Source organism: Pseudomonas triticicola (assembly GCF_019145375.1).
Taxonomy (GTDB): Bacteria; Pseudomonadota; Gammaproteobacteria; order Pseudomonadales; family Pseudomonadaceae; genus Aquipseudomonas; species Aquipseudomonas triticicola.
This window is the reverse complement of record NZ_JAHSTX010000001.1, coordinates 3,102,862-3,121,662: the sequence shown is the minus strand read 5'-3', so window position 1 is coordinate 3,121,662 and position 18,801 is coordinate 3,102,862. Positions and strand designations below refer to the sequence as shown.

At 60.2% G+C, this 18,801-nt stretch carries 12 protein-coding genes and 1 riboswitch; of the genes, 5 read left to right on the top strand and 7 right to left on the bottom strand.

The features are described from left to right. Positions 1–16: 16 nt before the first annotated feature. The 6 genes from uca to KVG85_RS13875 all read right to left on the bottom strand — a co-directional run bounded on the left by uca (position 17) and on the right by KVG85_RS13875 (position 8,021). Positions 17–3,664, bottom strand: coding sequence for an urea carboxylase (gene uca, locus KVG85_RS13900; RefSeq protein WP_217864146.1), 3,648 nt, complete (start codon positions 3,662–3,664; stop codon positions 17–19). A gap of 278 nt (positions 3,665–3,942) precedes the next feature. Further along, positions 3,943–4,584: an urea amidolyase associated protein UAAP2 gene (locus KVG85_RS13895; RefSeq protein WP_016771291.1), complete on the bottom strand. Its 642-nt coding sequence runs from the start codon at positions 4,582–4,584 to the stop codon at positions 3,943–3,945. 11 nt (positions 4,585–4,595) lie between these two features. Continuing rightward, a complete protein-coding gene (locus KVG85_RS13890) occupies positions 4,596–5,321 on the bottom strand; it encodes an urea amidolyase associated protein UAAP1 (RefSeq protein WP_122505800.1) in 726 nt (241 codons plus the stop codon). Positions 5,322–5,334: 13 nt separating this feature from the next. Further along, entirely contained in the window at positions 5,335–6,123 is a 789-nt protein-coding gene (locus tag KVG85_RS13885; RefSeq protein ID WP_122505801.1) for an ABC transporter ATP-binding protein, read from the bottom strand. Then, positions 6,120–6,935 carry an ABC transporter permease gene (locus KVG85_RS13880; protein ID WP_122505802.1) on the bottom strand — a complete coding sequence of 272 codons (816 nt, stop codon included), beginning with the start codon at positions 6,933–6,935 and terminating at the stop codon, positions 6,120–6,122. The genes KVG85_RS13885 and KVG85_RS13880 overlap by 4 nt, the downstream gene beginning before the upstream one ends. An 18-nt stretch (positions 6,936–6,953) precedes the next feature. Then, positions 6,954–8,021 carry a putative urea ABC transporter substrate-binding protein gene (locus KVG85_RS13875; RefSeq protein ID WP_151552809.1) on the bottom strand — a complete coding sequence of 356 codons (1,068 nt, stop codon included), beginning with the start codon at positions 8,019–8,021 and terminating at the stop codon, positions 6,954–6,956. 63 nt (positions 8,022–8,084) lie between these two features. Then, a riboswitch (guanidine-I (ykkC/yxkD leader) is annotated at positions 8,085–8,185 on the bottom strand. A 350-nt stretch (positions 8,186–8,535) separates the two neighbouring features. On the opposite strand from KVG85_RS13875, the gene KVG85_RS13870 reads away from it, so the two are divergent. The 4 genes from KVG85_RS13870 to KVG85_RS13855 all read left to right on the top strand — a co-directional run bounded on the left by KVG85_RS13870 (position 8,536) and on the right by KVG85_RS13855 (position 16,771). Beyond that, positions 8,536–8,940, top strand: a complete 405-nt coding sequence (locus tag KVG85_RS13870) for a hypothetical protein (RefSeq protein ID WP_016771286.1) — start codon at positions 8,536–8,538, stop codon at positions 8,938–8,940. Positions 8,941–9,136: 196 nt separating this feature from the next. Then, on the top strand, positions 9,137–10,381 hold the full coding sequence (locus tag KVG85_RS13865; protein ID WP_217864145.1) for a glycosyltransferase family 4 protein: 1,245 nt from the start codon (positions 9,137–9,139) through the stop codon (positions 10,379–10,381). Position 10,382: 1 nt separating this feature from the next. Beyond that, the gene (locus KVG85_RS13860) at positions 10,383–11,237 is read left to right on the top strand and encodes a hypothetical protein (RefSeq protein ID WP_217864144.1); all 855 of its coding nucleotides are present in this window, start codon (positions 10,383–10,385) and stop codon (positions 11,235–11,237) included. Between the two features lie 2 nt (positions 11,238–11,239). Further along, positions 11,240–16,771 carry a calcium-binding protein gene (locus KVG85_RS13855; protein ID WP_217864143.1) on the top strand — a complete coding sequence of 1,844 codons (5,532 nt, stop codon included), beginning with the start codon at positions 11,240–11,242 and terminating at the stop codon, positions 16,769–16,771. Between the two features lie 68 nt (positions 16,772–16,839). On the opposite strand, the gene dspII is transcribed toward KVG85_RS13855, so the two are convergent. Next, positions 16,840–17,952, bottom strand: a complete 1,113-nt coding sequence (gene dspII, locus KVG85_RS13850; RefSeq protein WP_024011988.1) for an enoyl-CoA hydratase/isomerase DspII — start codon at positions 17,950–17,952, stop codon at positions 16,840–16,842. A 132-nt stretch (positions 17,953–18,084) separates the two neighbouring features. On the opposite strand from dspII, the gene ung reads away from it, so the two are divergent. After that, a complete protein-coding gene (ung, locus tag KVG85_RS13845) occupies positions 18,085–18,777 on the top strand; it encodes a uracil-DNA glycosylase (RefSeq protein WP_024011989.1) in 693 nt (230 codons plus the stop codon). The last annotated feature ends 24 nt before the right edge of the window (positions 18,778–18,801 follow it).

Here is an 18,801-nt window from a genome sequence, read left to right as displayed (position 1 = left end):
CTTTTCAGAAATGGCTTCAGTCGAGTTCCAGCACCACCACCCGTTGTCCGGCACGCACCGCCGAACCGGGTTGCACGCGGATCTCTCGCACCACACCGGCCAGCGGCGCGAGCACAGGGATTTCCATCTTCATCGACTCGAGAATCACCAGCACATCGCCCGCCGCGACGCGCTGGCCGGCCTCGACCTGCACCTGCCAGAGATTGCCGGCGATGTGGCTGTCGACGCTGTGTTCACCGCTTTGCAGCGGTGCTTCTTCGCTGGCGTCAGGCACGGCTTCTTCGCTGTCGAAATGCGCCTGGCCACTGGCGATCCAGCGTTCGCGTTCAGCCTTGAACGCGCCCTGTTGCTGCGCACGGAAAGCGCTGATGCCCTCGGCTTGCTGACTGAGAAACGCCTGATAGTCGGCGAGGTCGAGTTGGCTGTGTTCGATGTTCAGATCGAAGCGCCCCAGCGGGAAATCGCGGCGGATGCGCAGAAGTTCTTCGGCGCTGACCGGGTAGAAACGGATCTGATCGAAGAAGCGCAGCAGCCACGGTTTGCCATCGAACGCGGCGACTTCGCGATAGCGATTCCACATCTGCAGAGTGCGCCCGACAAACTGATAACCGCCCGGGCCTTCCATGCCGTACACGCACATGTAGGCCCCGCCGATGCCGACCGAATTTTCGGCGGTCCAGGTACGTGCCGGGTTGTACTTGGTGGTCACCAGACGATGACGCGGGTCGAGCGGGGTGGCTACCGGCGCGCCGAGGTAAACATCGCCAAGGCCCATCACCAGATAGCTCGCATCGAACACCGTGCGCTGCACTTCGTCGAGATTCGGCAGGTCGTTGATGCGCCGGATGAACTCCAGATTGCTCGGGCACCACGGTGCGTCCTTGCGCACGGTGGTCATGTATTTGTCGATCGCCAACTGGCAGGCCGGGTCGTCCCACGACAGCGGCAGATGCACGATGCGCGACGGCACTTGCAAGTCCTTGGCGGCGCACACCGCGTCCCATTCGCCGGCGATGATGTCGAGCAGATCGGCCAGCGGCAGTTGCTCCGGCTGGTAGTGCACTTGCAGCGAGCGAATGCCCGGCGTGAGGTCGATCACACCATGCAGGGCTTGGCTTTCCAGCGCCTGCATCAGCGCGTGGGCGCGAAAGCGCAGGACCAGATCAAGCTCCGGCGCGCCGATTTCCAGCAGTAGATGAGTGTCACCAGAAACCCGTGCAACAAGTCGCTGATCGCCTTGGCCCAACGCCAACACCACAGGCGACACCAAATCCTGTGGGAGCGAGCCTGCTCGCGAAGAGGCCGTGTCAGTCAATATCGATTTGTCTGGGGCGACGCTTTCGCGAGCAGGCTCGCTCCCACAGGGGGCATCCCATTTCAGAGCAAGATCGCGGGCGTCAGCCAGAGAGACGGGAATGAACTGAATTTTATCGCCCGCCTTGAGCTGCCCCAGCTGCCACAGGTCCGCCTCGATCACCGTCACCGGGCAGACAAACCCACCCAGGCTCGGGCCATCCGGGCCGAGGATCACCGGCATGTCCCCGGTGAAATCCACCGCACCAATCGCATACGGATTGTCATGGATGTTCGACGGGTGCAGACCCGCTTCACCGCCATCCTCACGCACCCACTCAGGTTTCGGTCCGATCAGGCGCACACCGGTGCGGCTGGAGTTGAAATGCACTTCCCACTGGGTCGCGAAGAACGTGGCGATGTAGTTTTCGCTGAAGTATTCCGGTGCGCCGTGCGGACCGTAGATCACCCGGATCTGGCGCACGCTCGGCAGCGCAGTGATGTGCTGTTCGGCCAGTTGCTGGCCGGCGCTGTGGTCGGCCAATGCCGGCACATGCAACACGTCACCGGCCCTTAACGCCCGTCCGCCATGCCCGCCGAACTGGCCGAGGGTGAAGGTACTTTTGCTGCCCAGATAATCCGGCACCTGCACGCCGCCGCGCAGGCACAGATAACTGCGCGCGCCGGCGCCGCTGATGCTGCCCAGTTGCAATGTCGCGCCGGCCGGGATGAGCAGCGCGGTGTTCATCGGCACCGGTTCAGCGTCAAGGCTCAAGGCAATCGGCGCGCCGGTCACCGCGACCACCGCGTCACAATTGAAGCGCAGGATCGGCCCGCTCATGGTGATTTCCAGTGCGGCGGCGCCTTGTTCATTGCCGAGCAGACGATTGCCCAGGCGCAGCGCTCGGCTGTCCATCGGCCCCGACGGAGGCACGCCGACGGCCCAATAGCTGAGGCGTCCGGGGTAGTCCTGCACACTGGTTTGCGTGCCGGCGCTGAGCACTTCGAAGGTATTGGCGTGATAGAGCAGATTTTCCAGGCAACGGGTCCACGGCTGGCCGCTGGCGAATGGAGCATCGAGCAGAATCTGGCGCAGGTAATCGCGGTTGGTTTCCACGCCATACAGCAGGCTAGCGCCCAGTGCCTGATGGAGTTCGGCGCGAGCCTGTTCGCGACTCGGCGCCCACGCGATGAGCTTGGCGATCATCGGATCGAAATACGGCGGGATTTCCACGCCGGCCTCGACCCAGGTGTCGATACGCAACTCAACGCCGTTGGCGGGCGGAAACTGCACAGCGGTCAGCAGGCCCGGGCTCGGCTGGAAATCACGCCCCGGATCTTCCGCATACAGACGTGCCTGAATCGCATGGCCCTGCGGTTCCAGGCCTTGATACAACTCGTTCAGCGGCGGCAGATCACCAGCGGCCAGCTCGATCATCCAGCGCACCAGGTCCACGTCCCACACCTGTTCGGTGACGCCGTGCTCGACCTGCAACCGCGTGTTCACTTCGAGAAAATAGAAGCGCTGGGCTTCGCTGTCGAAGACGAATTCGACGGTGCCGGCGCTGCGGTAATTCACCGCTTGCGCCAGTTTGATCGCCGCTGCGCACAGCTCATCGGCCATGCCTTCTGGCAGGTTTGGCGCCGGGGTTTCTTCGAGGACTTTCTGGTTGCGCCGCTGCACCGAGCAGTCGCGCACGCCGAGAGCGATGACGTCACCGCAGCCGTCGCCGAACACCTGCACTTCCAGATGCCGCGCGCGTTCGATGTACTTCTCGATGAACACCCCGGCGTCGCTGAAGTTGTTCTGGCCGAGGCGTTTCACCGCTTCGAACGACTCGCTCAATTCACTGGCGCTGCGGCACACGCGCATGCCGATGCCACCGCCGCCAGCGGTGCTTTTCAGCATCACCGGGTAGCCGACCTGTTCGGCGGCACTCAGCGCGCAATCGAGGCTGTCGAGCAGGTCGGTGCCTTCGAGCATCGGTACGCCGTGCTGTTTGGCCAACGCGCGAGCAGTGTGCTTGAGGCCGAACACCCGCAATTGCTCCGGCGTCGGCCCGATGAAGGCGATGCCCTGCGCTTCGCAGGCTTCGGCGAACGCTGCGTTCTCGGAGAGAAATCCGTAGCCGGGATGAATCGCCGTGGCGCCGCGTTGTTTGGCGATAGCGAGGATTTTGTCGACCGCCAGATAGGTCGCGGACGCCGCGCCTTCGCCGAGGCTGTGCGCTTCAGCGGCCTGGGAGATGTGCAGGCTGGCAGCATCGGCTTCTGAGTACACGGCGACGCCTTGGGCCTTCAGCACGTTGATCGTGCGCAGGATGCGACAGGCAATCGCGCCTCGGTTGGCGATAAGGATTTTTTCGAACATGGCATAACCCCTGAAGGGGGAGCGGGCCGTCCCGCTGTTTTTCGACAGACATCCGGGCCGTCCCGGATGGAAAAAACATCACTCAAACTCACCGCAAACTCCTGTGGGAGCTGGCTTGCCAGCGATGAGGTCGGCACATCCAACATTGTTGGTGACTGAAACACCGCAATCGCTGGCAAGCCAGCTCCCACAGGACTATCAGTGCCTTGAAGGTTTCAGGCACTGCCCGGAACGCGCCTGGCACAGGGCAAAAAGCCAACGGCGTAAACGGCTGATGGTCAGTTCCATACCAGCAACTCCGCCGGGGTCGGGTTGTAGGCATTGCATGGATTGTTCAGCTGCGGGCAGTTGGAAATCAGCACGATCACATCCATCTCGGCGCGCAAGTCGACGTACTTGCCCGGCGCGGAAATACCGTCCTCGAAGGTCAGCCCGCCATCCGCCGTCACTGGCACGTTCATGAAGAAATTGATGTTCGGCCCGATGTCGCTCTTGCTCAATCGGCCGTCGTGGGCGCAGGCGCGCAGGTAGTTGTCGCGGCAGCTGTGCATGTAGCGTTTTTCCAGGGCGTAGCGCACGGTGTTGCTCTCTTGCGCGCAGGCGCCGCCGAGGGTGTCGTGGCGCCCGCAAGTGTCGGCAACGATGGTCAGCATCGGCTGGCCGAGGTTGGAATACAGCACGCTGCCGGTGCTCAGGTAGACGCTGTTCTGCCGGCGCAAGGTGCGTTGCACGTCGTAGCGTTCCTTGGGGTTGGCGAGGCTGTAGAACAAAGTGTCGACTGCCTGGTTGCCTTCCAGATCGAGGATGCGCAGGGTCTGCCCGGCCTTGACTTCCATCAGCCAGGGCTCGCCGGCGGGAATGGTCGCGCGGTAGATCGCGCTGTCGGCTTGCTTGTGCGAAGTGGCGATTGCGAGTGACATGGCTGCGATCCTCAGGCGAACAAACGGTCGGTGTTGATGAAGCCGCGCTCGTTTTCCGGGCGCGAAGTGCGGCAGTGTTCGGCGACGCTGGCGTCGGCGTTCATCCAGCTCAGCTTCAAGGGTTTCGGGGCGTATTCGGGGGACGGGTCCATCGGATGTTGCAGGGCGGTGAGCACCACCAGGGTGTCCATCGGCGCGTATAGCTCGATGTAGTCACCGGCCTTCGAATTGCCCTCGACAAAGTGGAAACGCCCGGCCTCATCGACGTTCACGCGGCTGAACAGATTGAGGGTCATCAGCAGGTCGGACAGGCCCAGGCCCCACTTGCCGAGTTCCACCAGCAGGTTGTCGGTGCCGTTGCGAAAGAAGCCGTTGCGCAGTTCCTGGTAGCGGCCCTGGCCGTATTTTTCGGCGACTTCTTGCGCGCAGAGCACGCCGCCGAGGCTGTCGCTCCAGCCGCAGGTGTCGGCGGTGATCGCGGCGAGCACGCGGCCCATGTCCGAGTACAGGCAGTGGCCGGCAGTGAGCTTGGCGGTGTGTTGGCATTTGAGGCTGTCGGGCAGGTTCAGCCGCTCGGTTTTTTCATTGGCATTGAGCAAGGTCAGGCTGACATTGGCGCCGCCGCGCAGGTCGGTCAGGCGCAGCAATTGGCCGCGCTTGAGCACGAACGAACGGTGGCCGCCGCCGGGCAGCAGTTCTTCAGCAAAGGGTGGAAAGAGTTGGATTGAATCAGTCATTGGAGCAGTCCTCTCAAGCAGTGCGAAGGGTGCCCGCCAGCGGCAGCGGCAGGGCCTCGACGGCGGCGCGCTGGGCGCGGCGGTCGCTGTTCAACGGGATGTCGTAAGTGATGCGTGCGCCATAGGCGCCGGGGGCGTGCGGGTCGAGGCGCACCTTGTCGAACACCAGCAGGCGCGTGCCGAGGCTGAAGCCCTCGGACAGGTCGTGGGTGACCATGAACACCGTCAGTTGCGTCTCGCGCCACAGCTCCAGCAGCAGCGCATGCATGTCTTTGCGAATGCCCGGATCAAGCGCGCCGAAGGGCTCGTCGAGCAGCAACACGCGCGGTTTCATGATCAGCGCCTGAGCGATGGCCAAGCGTTGTTGCATGCCGCCGGACAGCTGTGCCGGGTACTTGTCCAGCGCATGGCCGAGGCCGACTTTTGTCAGCAGGGCTGCAGCCTGCTCGCGAGTCTCGCGTTTGGCGTTGCCGAACAGCCGACCAAGCAAGGGCGCGCGCGGCAATTCGAGACCGAGGGCGACGTTGTCGAGCACGCTCAGGTGCGGGAACACCGAGTAGCGTTGAAAGACCACGCCACGGCTGGCATCCGGCTCGCTGGCCAAGGGCTGGCCGTCGAGCAGAATCTCCCCGCGACTGGCGCTTTCCTGGCCGAGCAGCAGGCGCAGGAAGGTCGATTTGCCGCAACCGGAGGCGCCGACCAAGGTGCAGAACTCGCCTTCGTTGACGCTCAGGTTCAAGCCTTCCAGAACCACTTGATCGGCGTATTGCTGCCAGATGTTTTTTACTGTGATGAAGCTCATTTCGCCGCTCCCTCGTACCAAGGGAAAGCGCGCTGGGTCAGCTGTTTCAAGCCCCAGTCCATCAGCCAGGCGAGCAGGGTGATCCACACCACGTAGGGCAGGATCACGTCCATGGCCAGGTAGCGCCGCACCAGAAAGATCCGATAGCCGAGGCCATCGGTGGAGGCGATCGCTTCGGCGGCAATCAGGAACAGCCACGCCGAACCGAGCATCAAACGCAGCGAGATCAGCAAGCGCGGCAACAGCTGCGGCAAGACCACGCGCAGCATCAGCGTCCAGGTCGAGGCGCCGAGGGTCTGCGCCTTGATCAGCAGTTCGACCGGAATGTCGCGGGCACGCTGTTCCAGATCCCGGGCCAGCGCCGGGGTGATGCCAATCACGATCAGCATGACTTTCGACAACTCGCCCAGGCCGAAGACGATGAACAGAATCGGCAGGATCGCCAGCGGCGGCACCATCGACAGCACCGTCAGCAACGGCGAAAACGGCGCGCCGAACAGCGGCAGGGTGCCCGCCGCAATACCGAGGCAAAGACCTGCCAGCGCCGCGATGCCGAGGCCGATGGCCAAACGGCGCAGACTCGACGCAGTGTCTTGCCACAACAGGTATTCACCGGTGCGGCTGTCGGCGTTGAAGGCCAGGCGTTTAACCGCGTCGCTCATCTGCACGGCGCTGGGCAGCAGTTTGTCGTTGGGGTTGTCCGCCAGGCGCTCGGCCGAGCCTGTGAAGTAGGCGAACAGCACCAGCGCGAACGGCAGGATCACCAGCAACAGGCGACTCGGGCGATCGGGGTGGCGATTGATCAGGCGCATGGCCAAATCCTCCGTGGCTTACAGCTTGGCGTCGGCGGCCATCTGCACGTAGGTCGGATCGAAACGCAGCTTGAGATTGGCGGTGTCGCCGCTGGTCACGCCGTTGGCGAAAGACATGCCGACCGCGCTCGGGTCTTTCGCGCCTTCGCCGAGCAGGCCGTGCTCGAAGGAGAACTCGGCGACCTTGCGCATGGTGTCCGGCAGTTGTTTGCTGGTGGCGAAATTCAGCGCTTCGCTCGGCGTGGCGAACAGTTTTGTGGTGTCCAGTTGCGCCTGGAAGCCGGCGAGATCAGTACCCGAGGCCTTGGCCATGTGTTCCAGCGCAGCTTTGCTCGCAGCATTTTTTGCGTTCATCAAAGCGACCACTTCGAACCACGCGCCGGTCAGCGCTTTACCGAGCGCAGGGTTGTCTTTGAGGGTGGCGCTGTTGACCACCATCATGTCCATGATCTCGCCGGGAATCTGGCTGGAATTGAACACTTCGGTGACGCCGGGTTTGGCTTTGATATCCGAGAGCATCGGGTTCCAGGTGGTCACGGCGTTGACGTCGGCGGTGTTGAATGCGGCGGCAATGTCGGCGTCGGAGGTGTTGACCACCTTCAGGTCTTTCTCGGTCAGGTCCACCGAGTCCAGCGCGCGGGCCAGCAGGTAATGGGAGACCGACAGCTCGACCAGATTGACGTCCATGCCTTTCAGATCAGCGACTTTCTTGCCTTCACCCTTGAGCACGATGCCGTCGTTGCCATTGGAGAAATCGCTGACGATCAACGCGGTGCTGTCAACGCCGCCGGCAGCGGGAATGGTCAGCGCATCCATGTTGGTCATGGTGCAGCCGTCGAACTGGCCGGCGGTGTACTGGTTGATTGATTCGACGTAGTCGTTGAGCTGCACGACGTCGATCTTGATCCCGTATTTCTTCGCCCATTTGTCGACGATGCCCTGGCTGCCGGCGTATTCCCATGGCATCCAGCCGGCGTAGATCGTCCAGCACACGCTGAAGTGGTCTTTCTGGGCGGCGGAAGATTGCGTGCTGATGAGCGCGGCGAAAGCGGCGGCGAGCAGGGCGGGGAAACGTAGTCGGATCATTGCGGATTCTCCAGTTGATCGAGGGCGGACAGGAAGGCAACGCGGCACCGCGAACGGTGGCTTGTCTCCCGGGCTTTTGTCCCGCCGTGTAACCTCAACTGGAGGTCGCCAACTCTCGGACCAGCCACTCGCGATTGCGAGCCGGAACCCTAGTCAGCCATTGCAAATTGTGGTGCCGCGAACCTGTGATGACTCCTGCACGGGTTTGCTAAAGCGAGAGGCGTGCCAAGTCGCGCCGAGGCCTCTGCGGCGGGGATCTGCTGGATTGCCGAGGTGAGCGGGGCGAGCGACGGCGCATCGTGGTGGTGCGTGGTTGCACCGTCATGCAGCGCGTTTACGCTTCACGGGTCGCTAGTTTTGCGGATAAACAAGATTTCATAATCACTTGTTTCAACTTGTTGCAGGAACGCACCAGATTCTGAAACCGCTGTCTGATTCTTCGACAGTCACGCAATTGCTGACGGTCGCCTGCCAGCGTCGCTGGTGTGGCCAACCCGCGGTCCAGGAGGCCGCTATGTATCGCCGAATCGTACTGCTTGCCGTGATGCTTTTTTCCCTTGGCGGATGCGTTCCTTATTCCTATGGAGACAGCTACTACAGGTCAGAGGTCTACACATCACCCGCACCGGCCTATTACAGCGGTGGCGGCTCCTATTACCGCAGCGGCGGCACTTATTACACTCAGCCGCGCTACTACCAGCCAGCGCCGCGGTACTACCAGCAACCGCGTTATTACCAGGCGCCGCGGCACTATCAACCGGCCCCGCGTCATTACGAAAGCCGTCGCTGGCACGGCAACGATCGCGGACGCTGGGACGGCCACCGTCGCGGCGGTTGGGATAATGACCACCGGGGTCGCGGCAACTATGATCGTCACAGCGGTCGCCGTGACTACAACGGCCGTGGCAACCGCTGGTAAATCACCGCAACGAACAAGCGGCGCATCAAGCGCCGCTTTTTTTTGCCCGGCGAAAAAGCGTTCCGTGGGCCATCTCCCAAGGCAATCCCGGAAGCGTCCTACAGTTTCATTTCGTGGTGTTTGTTAGCGTTCATGGATGCCGAAGGAGACGAGCAATCCTCAGCTCGATAGCGGCGAAAAATGGACGTTCAGCGCTATGAAGCTACTGGTTATTCATCAAAATTTTCCCGGTCAGTTCCGTCATGTGGTGCTGGCAGCGCTGGAGCGCGGTGATGAGGTTGTGGCGATAGGCCGGGACACGGCATCGGGCGTCGCCGGTGTGCAAGTCCATCGATATCGAGCGACCAGCCGAGCGCCCGGCAATATTCACCCGTATCTGATCCGCTACGAACAAGCGGTGATCGACGGGCAGAAGGTTTTTGAAATTCTGGGCAGGCTGAAACGTTCGGGCTATCAGCCAGACGTGATTATTGCCCATCCCGGATGGGGAGAGACGCTGTTTGCCAAGGACGTCTATGCCGATACGCCGCTGATTCACTATTGCGAGTATTACTATCGAGCGCAGGGCGCCGATTGCGGGTTCGACCCTGAATTCCGCCGAGCTACAAGAGAGTCGTCACGGCTGCGCGTGCTCAACTCGCTGCATCTGTTGAATCTTGAACAATGTGATATCGCAATCGCGCCTACCCAGTGGCAGCGCAGCCTGTTTCCGGCCGCTTACCGGTCGGCGATTCGGGTCATCCATGAAGGTGTGGTTCAAAGTTCTGACCTGGCGAAAGTCGGGGCAGTCAGATTGCCCAATGGAATCGAGCTCAAAGCCGGACAGCCAATCGTTACCTATGTCGCCAGAAACCTTGAGCCTTATCGCGGCTTTCACAGTTTCATGCGAGCGATCCCGCTTGTTCAGGCCGAGTGCCCCGATGCGCAGATCATCGTGGTTGGCGGTGATGGTGTCAGTTATGGGAGTAAGCCGGTCGGGTACCCGGATTGGCGCAGCAGAATGGAGGCAGAAGTCAGTTTCGATCACTCCAGAGTGCATTTCACAGGGAAACTTCCTTACCAGACTTACCGCGCGGTTCTCGCATGTTCCAAAGTCCATGTTTACTTGACGTATCCGTTTGTCTTGTCGTGGTCGTTACTGGAGGCGATGGCGTCCGGTTGTGTGGTTGTTGCGTCGGATACGGCTCCGGTAAGGGAAGTCATTGTCGATGGGGCTAATGGCGTGTTGGTGGATTTCTTCGACCATCAAGGAATTGCCAAAAGTGTAAGCAAGGTTTTGAAGTCGGCAGGTGAGTACGATGGTCTTGCCAGCGCCGCGAAGTTGACGGCAGGTCGGTTCAGTGTGGAATCGGGCGTGAGCCAATACTTTGAGGTTTTTGCAAGCGCGGTATCCGGGCATAACGAAATACCAACCGTTCCGCAGTTTGAGCGGGAGGTTTGAAATGTCCAGGAAGTCGCGTAAGCGGGCGATCAAGTGGTTTAAAAGGCTATTGAAGTATGGATTGTTCTTTTATGTCTGTTACTGCGTAGCGGAATTTTACATTCGCAAAGAACAATCGGCCGAGTCGGCGGCTATTCACCAGGCAAACGAGAAAGCTTGCCAGAACAAACTGGCGAGCATGCAGCAAGTGCCGATATTAGGCGGCGCCTATATAGATAAGACGCTGATTCCTGAGTTTTACGTTGGCATGCCTGAAATGGTGAACAAGAAAGCGTGTCTGGCGATTGCTCTGAAGGGGCTGTTCTGGTGGACCGGGACGGGGCTGCACCGGTACCAGGATCAGCGCATGGAACCGATCCCCGAAAGCTGGCGGCTTTATAAATTGAATGCCGGGCTTTTTACCAGAAAAGAAACCACCGAACCCCATAAGCGCGGTTATCGGCACGTCAACTGGCCGGATGAGTTGATTGTGAAACTAAAGAATTATCCGGGGCTGGAGATTTGGCTGGATGCACCTCCGCCGCATTTCAAGAATGAAGACTCGGTTAGAACGTTTGTCATTACTGGCTGGCCGCGGCGAGATGGAACCCCTCGGTTGATCAACTGTGACGGCTTGATTCGCCCGGCGGCGGAGGAAAAACTGACTGACGAGAAACTGGCAAGGTTCAGCAGAGCTGAATTGGAAAATCTTGATTTCGGCAAACTGAATTTCTTCTGCAATATCAATCTGGATAACTTCGACTTTTCCGGGGGGCACGGTAGCGTAGGTCTCGGATTAGCGTCATTACGCGAAGCACCTGAGATGCTCAAATATCTCAGTGACTATCTTTCACGCTCTGTTATTACAAGGAAGTAACAATGAGTTATGTATTCAGCGATATGGAAAAATCAGAGATTTTCAACGCAGCAAATATTTGCAAAGGAATGAGGCTGCGCTCAAAACAACTTCAGTACGATGCACTGAAATTAGCAGGGGCAAGCTGCGCACCCCTGTACCAAAAGCTATTCGACATTATTGGTGAAAAAGTTTCTGACGTTGCAGCTGCCGATAAAGAGGCTGGAGAGGTGCTGAAAAGCGCCAGACTCTGGCTTGCCGTGGCCATTGATGCCAACGGTGGAAACGGTGCCTACTCTGCCCTGATTCGTGGTTACACCTCCCGCCAGGGTGAACTCAGACTGAATACTATTTTCAGTGAAGACCTGATGCAGCTTTCATCCAACCAGGTTGCCGTCAACTTCATCAATACCCTGATCAACGGATCCCTTGCCGGTCAACTGGCACCCTGGACCGTGCCGTCAATCAGCCAGATCGCAGATATTGATGCCAGCGCGATTGGCGAGGCCCTGTTCAAGGAGGTTTGTGGGGAGGACGACACCGCCGTTAAGCGTAACTCTGGTTGGTCTGGAACAGTCGGATTCAGCCTGTTGGGCGGTAAACGTCCCTATGAAACGTGGAGACTGATCTCTGCGGGCGACCCGGATGCGGAAGATGGCGGCCCACCCATCCAGGCAAAACCCAACCGGCTCGACGACTATAAAAACATTCTCTTCGCCATCGACGCCTACAGCGTCGGCCTGCGAGCGGCGATCAGCAATTTCGGCATCAATCCACTGCAAAGTCTGCTATCGGTCGTACCCGAGCAAATCAACATCGCGCTGGCCAGTGGCAGTGTGAATCCGCTGATTCAGCATGTAGTCAAAGGCACGCCTGTTGCCGCCGTGGTCGAGCTGATCTTGCGCTACGGCCAGAACGAATTTCTCGACATGTTCAAGCGCACTCACGACGGCGATTCTGCTGCCATACCCACCACCAACGAAACCTTCGCCAGCAACGCTTACGCCTTCTTCTCGGCGTTCTCCCCAGAGCAGTCGCAAAGCATCGTCACCCGGACAATAGGCGAGTTCGGAAATGCCAATGCATGGGCAAAACTGGCAGGCGAGGCGACGCCGCTCGGTCTGGCGTTGCGCAATTCCTTGCAGCAACTCAGTGAAGTCGTCATAGAACGAGCCGACGGTTATCCCGACCGCAACCTCGAGCTTTACGATCCGCACACTGGCGAAGGCTTTATCACCGCGCAGTGGCTGGCGGATCGTGCGCAGATGCTCGCCCGTTTGATTGCCCGTACCCAAGCCTCGTTCGCAGAACACTCGCTGCAGCAGTTTTCCTACTCCGATCTCGCCTCAGGCAAACAGGCGCCGATGACCACCGGAGTGCTGAACCCGCTGGCCCTGTTCGGTGATGACGGCGGGCGATCTTTCGCCGGCGGCGCAAATGCCGATCATCTGTATGGCGGCGTGGGCAATGACTCCATCGATGGGATGGCCGGTCACGATTTTATTGAAGGTGGTCGCGGTAACGACTCGCTTACCGGAGATGACGGCAATGATGAGTTGTACGGGATGGCCGGTGACGATGTTCTGATCGGAGGAAAGGGGAACGACTCCTTGATCGGGGGCGAAGGCAACGACCGTTATGAATTCGCCAGCGGCGATGGCATCGACGAGATTCTTGATGCCAACGCCGATGGGCAACTGTGGATCAACGGCGGGCCGATTCCCCATCTCAAACGCCGCGCGCCTCTGAGCAATATCTGGTCTACCGAGGATCGGTCCATCACCCTGACGCTTGTTGAAAACACCCTCAACATCAAATACGGCGAGGGCGATCTGGTGGTGATCAAAAACTTCCAGCCCGGGATGCTTGGCATCCGCCTCCCTGAGTACGAGGGGCAGCCGCTCACTGCTGCAGATTTGACGCTCCAGGGCGACTGGAAAGCCAAAGACGCTGATCCCACTGTCCCCGGCGATCAGCCTTCCTTTGATGAGCTGGGCAACGTGGTGCTGCTGCCCAAGGTCAAACAGCGCAACAAGGCCGACGTACTTTACGGTTCCGCCGCAGACGACGTCATTCTCGGCCTGGGTGGTTCTGATCGATTGTTCGGCAAGGCTGGAGACGATCGGTTGTTCGGCGACAAGCAGACTACGCTCGAAAAAGCTATGGCCGACGGTGACGCCAAGGGCAAGGCAAGTCGCGGAGACTGGCTCGACGGCGGGCAAGGTGACGATTTGCTTATCGGTACGGCATCCCGAGACGTTCTGCTCGGTGGCAATGACCGGGATACCTTGATCGGCGGTGCTGGCGACGATGTGTTATCCGGAGACGAAACCACCGGTGCACTGGAACAAGGTTGGGCGGTCAAACGCGCTGACGTCCCCATAGCTCGCGGTGTAACCAGTCACCGAGCGGTCTATTCAAAGGCCTCGATAAACAGTGCGCCCGAGGGCGGTGACGACGTGCTGTACGGGCAGGGCGGCAAGGACATTATCAACGGCGGCTGGGGTGAGGACCTGCTTGACGGCGGAGCTGACGACGATTTTCTCAAAGGCGATCAAGGTGACGACACCCTGGCCGGTGGCAGCGGCAACGACGTAATGCTCGGCGACAACCTCGATTGGGGCGGTGGGCTACCCAGCAAACACCATGGCAACGATGTGCTGGACGGCGGTAGCGGTGATGACCGGCTCGCCGGTAACGGTGGCAGCGACGCGCTGTATGGCGGCCCTGGCAACGACATTTTGCAGGGTGATGACGGCGTACTGGACGGCGTCGAAGGCGATGCCGCGCATTTTTTTGGCGATGATCTGCTGGACGGTGGCTCCGGCGATGACACGCTCTGGGGCGGCGCTGGCGATGATTTGCTCTTCGGCGGCGAAGGCCATGACGATCTGATCGGCGATAGCCCTGAGCATCCGGTTCGCTATCACGGCAACGACTTTCTCGATGGCGGCGCGGGGGATGACACCCTGCGCGGCATGGGCGGCGCGGATACGTTGGCGGGTGGCGCAGGGGTGGATTTTCTCGATGGCGATGTGTCTGACCTGCAGCCGGGCGGAAGCAACAATGACGTGCTTCAGGGCGGCGAAGGAAACGATACGTTACAGGGTGGTTTCGGTGCCGACACGCTGGACGGCGGTGCGGGTGACGACATTCTTGCCGGCGATTACGAGAACAGCGCTGAGGCCGAGCAGAATGCCGATTATCTGCACGGTGGCCCAGGTAACGACACGTTGCTCGGAGGCGGTGGCAACGACACCCTGCTGGGCGGGGAAGGGACGGACTACCTTCGCGGCGATTCTGGCGACAACGTGTTTGATGGCGGTCCCGGTGCTGACGTGCTGGATGGCATGGATGGCGCTGACATCTACTATTTCGGCGCTGGCGACGGTCTGGATATCGTCACCGATGTCGGCGGCCGCAACATCATCAGGTTCGGTGCAGGGTTTTGCGCGCAAAGCCTGAAGGCCGACGTTATCGAAGTTACCGTCGGCACGGTGTTGCGACTGGCCAATGGCACGGGCGACGCGATACTCATCAAGAATCACGAGAAGTGGAAGTCTTCCACATTCACTTTCAGCGACGGCGTGGTACTGGATTACGCAGATGTCCTGCGCAAAACACTGCCACCGATAGAGATGTCCGAGCCACCCGTACCGGAACCTGTCACCGCCCCGGCAACCCCTGAAAGCAAAGTTGCGGATCCGGTTAAGCCAGACGATGTCACCGCTGTGGCGCAAGGCCCGGTGGCGTCTGTTCAAGCGGTCAACTGGACCGATGAGTTCCTCGCGCAAATCCAGTCAAAACGCTCCGCCCGCAAACACGCCACAGGTTTTACCTTGAATGAGCAAGGCGTTTGGGTGCGCAGCCATATCACTACCACCGACACCGGTTACACCACTCACACCGAGCTGAGCGAGGACAGCGTCGACGCAGGAACACTGTCGGAAACGCCGCCATGGATGAAGGCTGATGGCGGGCGAGCCGTAGTCAGTGAAAGGCAGTCGAAAACCACAACCCGTGTCGAACATAAACCGGTGAAAGCCGAGGGAGAAATCGCCTCCTCAAGTCAGGCGCCTCGCTATTATCGATCCGGCTCGGCCAACGGGTTTTCATTCAATACGGGCGACGTATTGGTGGAGGACCGAAAGGAATCCGGCGCGCTTGAAGGCTGGTACGTCTATCCGGCGGCAAGCTTCAGTTCGGGCGCAACAGTGCCCAAGGCGTTTCGCTGGGATGTCACGACTGAAACGATCAAACGCAAAATCGTCCATGGCAACGATGCCGGCGGGCGAGTCAACGTCGAAGTGGAAAACGTTTTCCACGGCGGCGCGGGAGACGATCTGATCGTCGCTTATGCAGGCTCCCCACTTGACTACGGCACTGTCGGCGACAGAACACCGGGCGCGTTTTTATCCGCCGGGGCGGGTGACGATACCTTGCTGGGCTCCGAGGGCGCCGACTATCTGCTCAGCGGCTCGGGTGATGACTGGCTCTACGGCGAAGACGGCGCCGACACCTACGTCGTGCAAGCGCATGCCGGGGCGACAACCACGATTGCGGACGTGCTCAACCCTGTTTTCCACCGAGCAGAAGTTGGCGTAGCGGGGTGGAAAGACGAGTACGGATTGATCGATCAGGACACGGTCGTTCTTCCCGCAGGCGCGCAGCGCGATGCACTGCAATTGAGCTGGGGTGCTGCGCTGATAGAGACCAGCCATGTCGAGCTGGAGCCCAACCCGGATCGCGCGGCTTACCGCAATCCGCCGAGAGCGAAAATGCTCCATTCGACGCTCGATATCCAATGGGGCGGGACGCAGAAAGTCCGCATCGTCTTGCCCCACAACGGTGAACTTGAGGGCGCCGGTATTGAGCTCGTCAAGTTCGCCGATGGGTCGGTCGCAAGTTTGAAGCAGCTCCTGGAATCGAGTCAGCTCGGCCCTGCGCCCGAGACTTTTCATACGGGTGTCATCGTCAACAATCCCAGCCGTTCAACCTCCCTGCGAGACGGACGAGCGCTGCCACTCGTGGGCGGTCGCGGCAACGACACGATAAGCGGCGCGGGGGAGATCCGAGGCATGCAAGGGGATGACGTGCTCACCGGCAGCCCCGGTGATGATCTGCTGCTGGGTGGGCCGGGCAATGACACGCTGACCGGCGGCGCTGGAAATGATATCTACCGATACGATGGCCTCGGCAGAGACGTGATCATCAACAACGGAGGCGGCCTGGACGGGATCGATTTTTCCGAGCGCAGGCTGACGATCGACAACCTCAAGTTTCATCGTGAGCGCGATGATCTGGTGATCGTGGTGGATTACGGCATGGCGCCGAAAATCCGGGTTTCCAGTCATTTTGCCGCTGGTGAAAGCGCTATTGGCTTCATAAGAGTCAGCGAAGGAACAGCGACGCAGGACTACAGCGCGACGCAAATTGCCGAACGTCTGCACCCGCTTCCGCCACTGAGGGATGTCGAGGATATTTTGATAAAGGGCGACGATGAAGCGCAGCGGGCGATGATGGAAATAATAGAGTTCTACGAACTGAATGTCTGAGTAACAAGACGACCGATTGAGCCGGCCCGCGATGGAAATCCTGTTGCCATCACGGGCCACGCGTCACCTCAATACTGGGTCAGATCCGCCAAGGGATGCCGCCCCTCCCAGACTTTATGAAAGTGCGCCTCGACCACCGCATCCGGCACGTTATTGATGTCCGGCCAGTGCCAGTGCGGTTTCTGATCCTTGTCGATCAGCCGCGCGCGCACGCCTTCGCTGAATTCCGGATGACGGCAGCAATTGAGGCTCAGGGTGTATTCCATCTGGAATACTTCGGCCAGCGACATGTGCCGCGCGCGGCTGATCTGTTCCCAGACCAGATGCGCGGTCAGCGGTGAACCCTCGGTCATGGTTTTCGCCGCGCGGGCAATCAACGGATCGCTGCTGTCGCGGTGCAGGCTGATGGCTTTCCACGCACAGGCAACGTCGCTGACATCGAGCAGTTCGTCGATCTGCGGACGACGCGGCAGCCACTGCGCTTCGGGCATTTGCTCAAGTGCCTCCTGCTGCAGAGCCTTGAGCAGGCTGTTGAGCTGCATGGCGGTCTGTTCCTGCCAGTTCAATTGCAGCAAGCCTTCGATCAATTGCGGTTGCTGTTCGTCGAGCAGGAAGCGGTCGGCCAGATCCAGATCCAGCGCATCACGGCCGTTGATGTGCGCGCCGGTCAGGCCGAGAAACAAGCCGAGCTTGCCCGGCAATCGGGCGAGAAACCAACTGGCGCCAACGTCCGGATACAGGCCAATGGTGATTTCCGGCATCGCCAGACGGCTGCTCGGCGTGACGATCCGCGTGCTGGCGCCCTGCAACAGGCCCATGCCGCCACCGAGCACATAACCGTGACCCCAGCAGATCAGCGGCTTTGGATAGGTATGCAGGCTGTAATCGAGGCGATATTCCGCGCTGAAAAACTGCGCGGCCAACGGCGGCACTTCGCCGGGGTGAGCGCGGCAGGCTTCGACCAGGCTGCGCACCTCGCCACCGGCGCAGAAAGCTTTGCTGCCGTTGCCGCGCAGCAGCACGCAGACGATTTGCGGGTCATTGGCCCAGGCGTTCAATTTGTCGCTGAGCGCGTTGATCATCGGCAGGGACAGCGCGTTCAGCGATTTTTCGGCATCCAGGCTGGCGATGCCGATGCGGGCGCCGTCAGTGCCGGTAAGTTCTTCGAAGTGCAGATTCATCGTGACCTCGATCGGGAATTTGAGCGAACAGTATGATCGCTATGGGGGAAAGTGCCGGATCTGCGTCAGATCAATTGACAAGCGTGGTCGGCTTTCCTAGGGTTCGCCCCATTGTTTTTGCCGGAAATGACCATGACTGCTGACGACCGTATCAAACTCGAACCGAGCTGGAAGGAGGCACTGCGTGCTGAGTTCGACCAGCCTTACATGGCAGAGTTGCGCAGCTTTCTGCAGCAGGAGCGGGCCGCCGGCAAGGAGATCTATCCGCCGGGACCGATGATTTTCAACGCACTGAACTCAACGCCCCTGGACAAGGTGAAAGTGGTGATTCTCGGCCAGGACCCTTACCACGGCCCGGGCCAGGCCCACGGTCTGTGTTTCTCGGTGCAACCGGGCGTGCCGGCACCGCCGTCGCTGGTCAACATCTATAAAGAGTTGAAACGCGACCTCAATATCGACATTCCCAACCACGGCTACCTGCAGAGCTGGGCCGAACAGGGCGTGCTGCTGCTCAACACCACCATGACGGTTGAGCGCGCCAACGCCAACGCGCACAAGGACAAGGGCTGGCAACACTTCACCGACCGCATCATTGAAGTGGTCAGCGAACGGCAGCCGCATCTGGTGTTCATGCTCTGGGGCGCCCATGCGCAGAGCAAGCAGAAGCTGATCGACGCGACCAAGCACCTGGTGCTGACCTCGGTGCATCCGTCGCCGTTGTCGGCCTATCGCGGGTTTTTGGGCTGTGGGCATTTCAGCCGGACCAACAAGTTTCTCGAACAGAATGGCGAAACGCCGATCGACTGGCGCTTGCCACCGATTTGATGTCTCGATCGGGTTGGCCCCTTC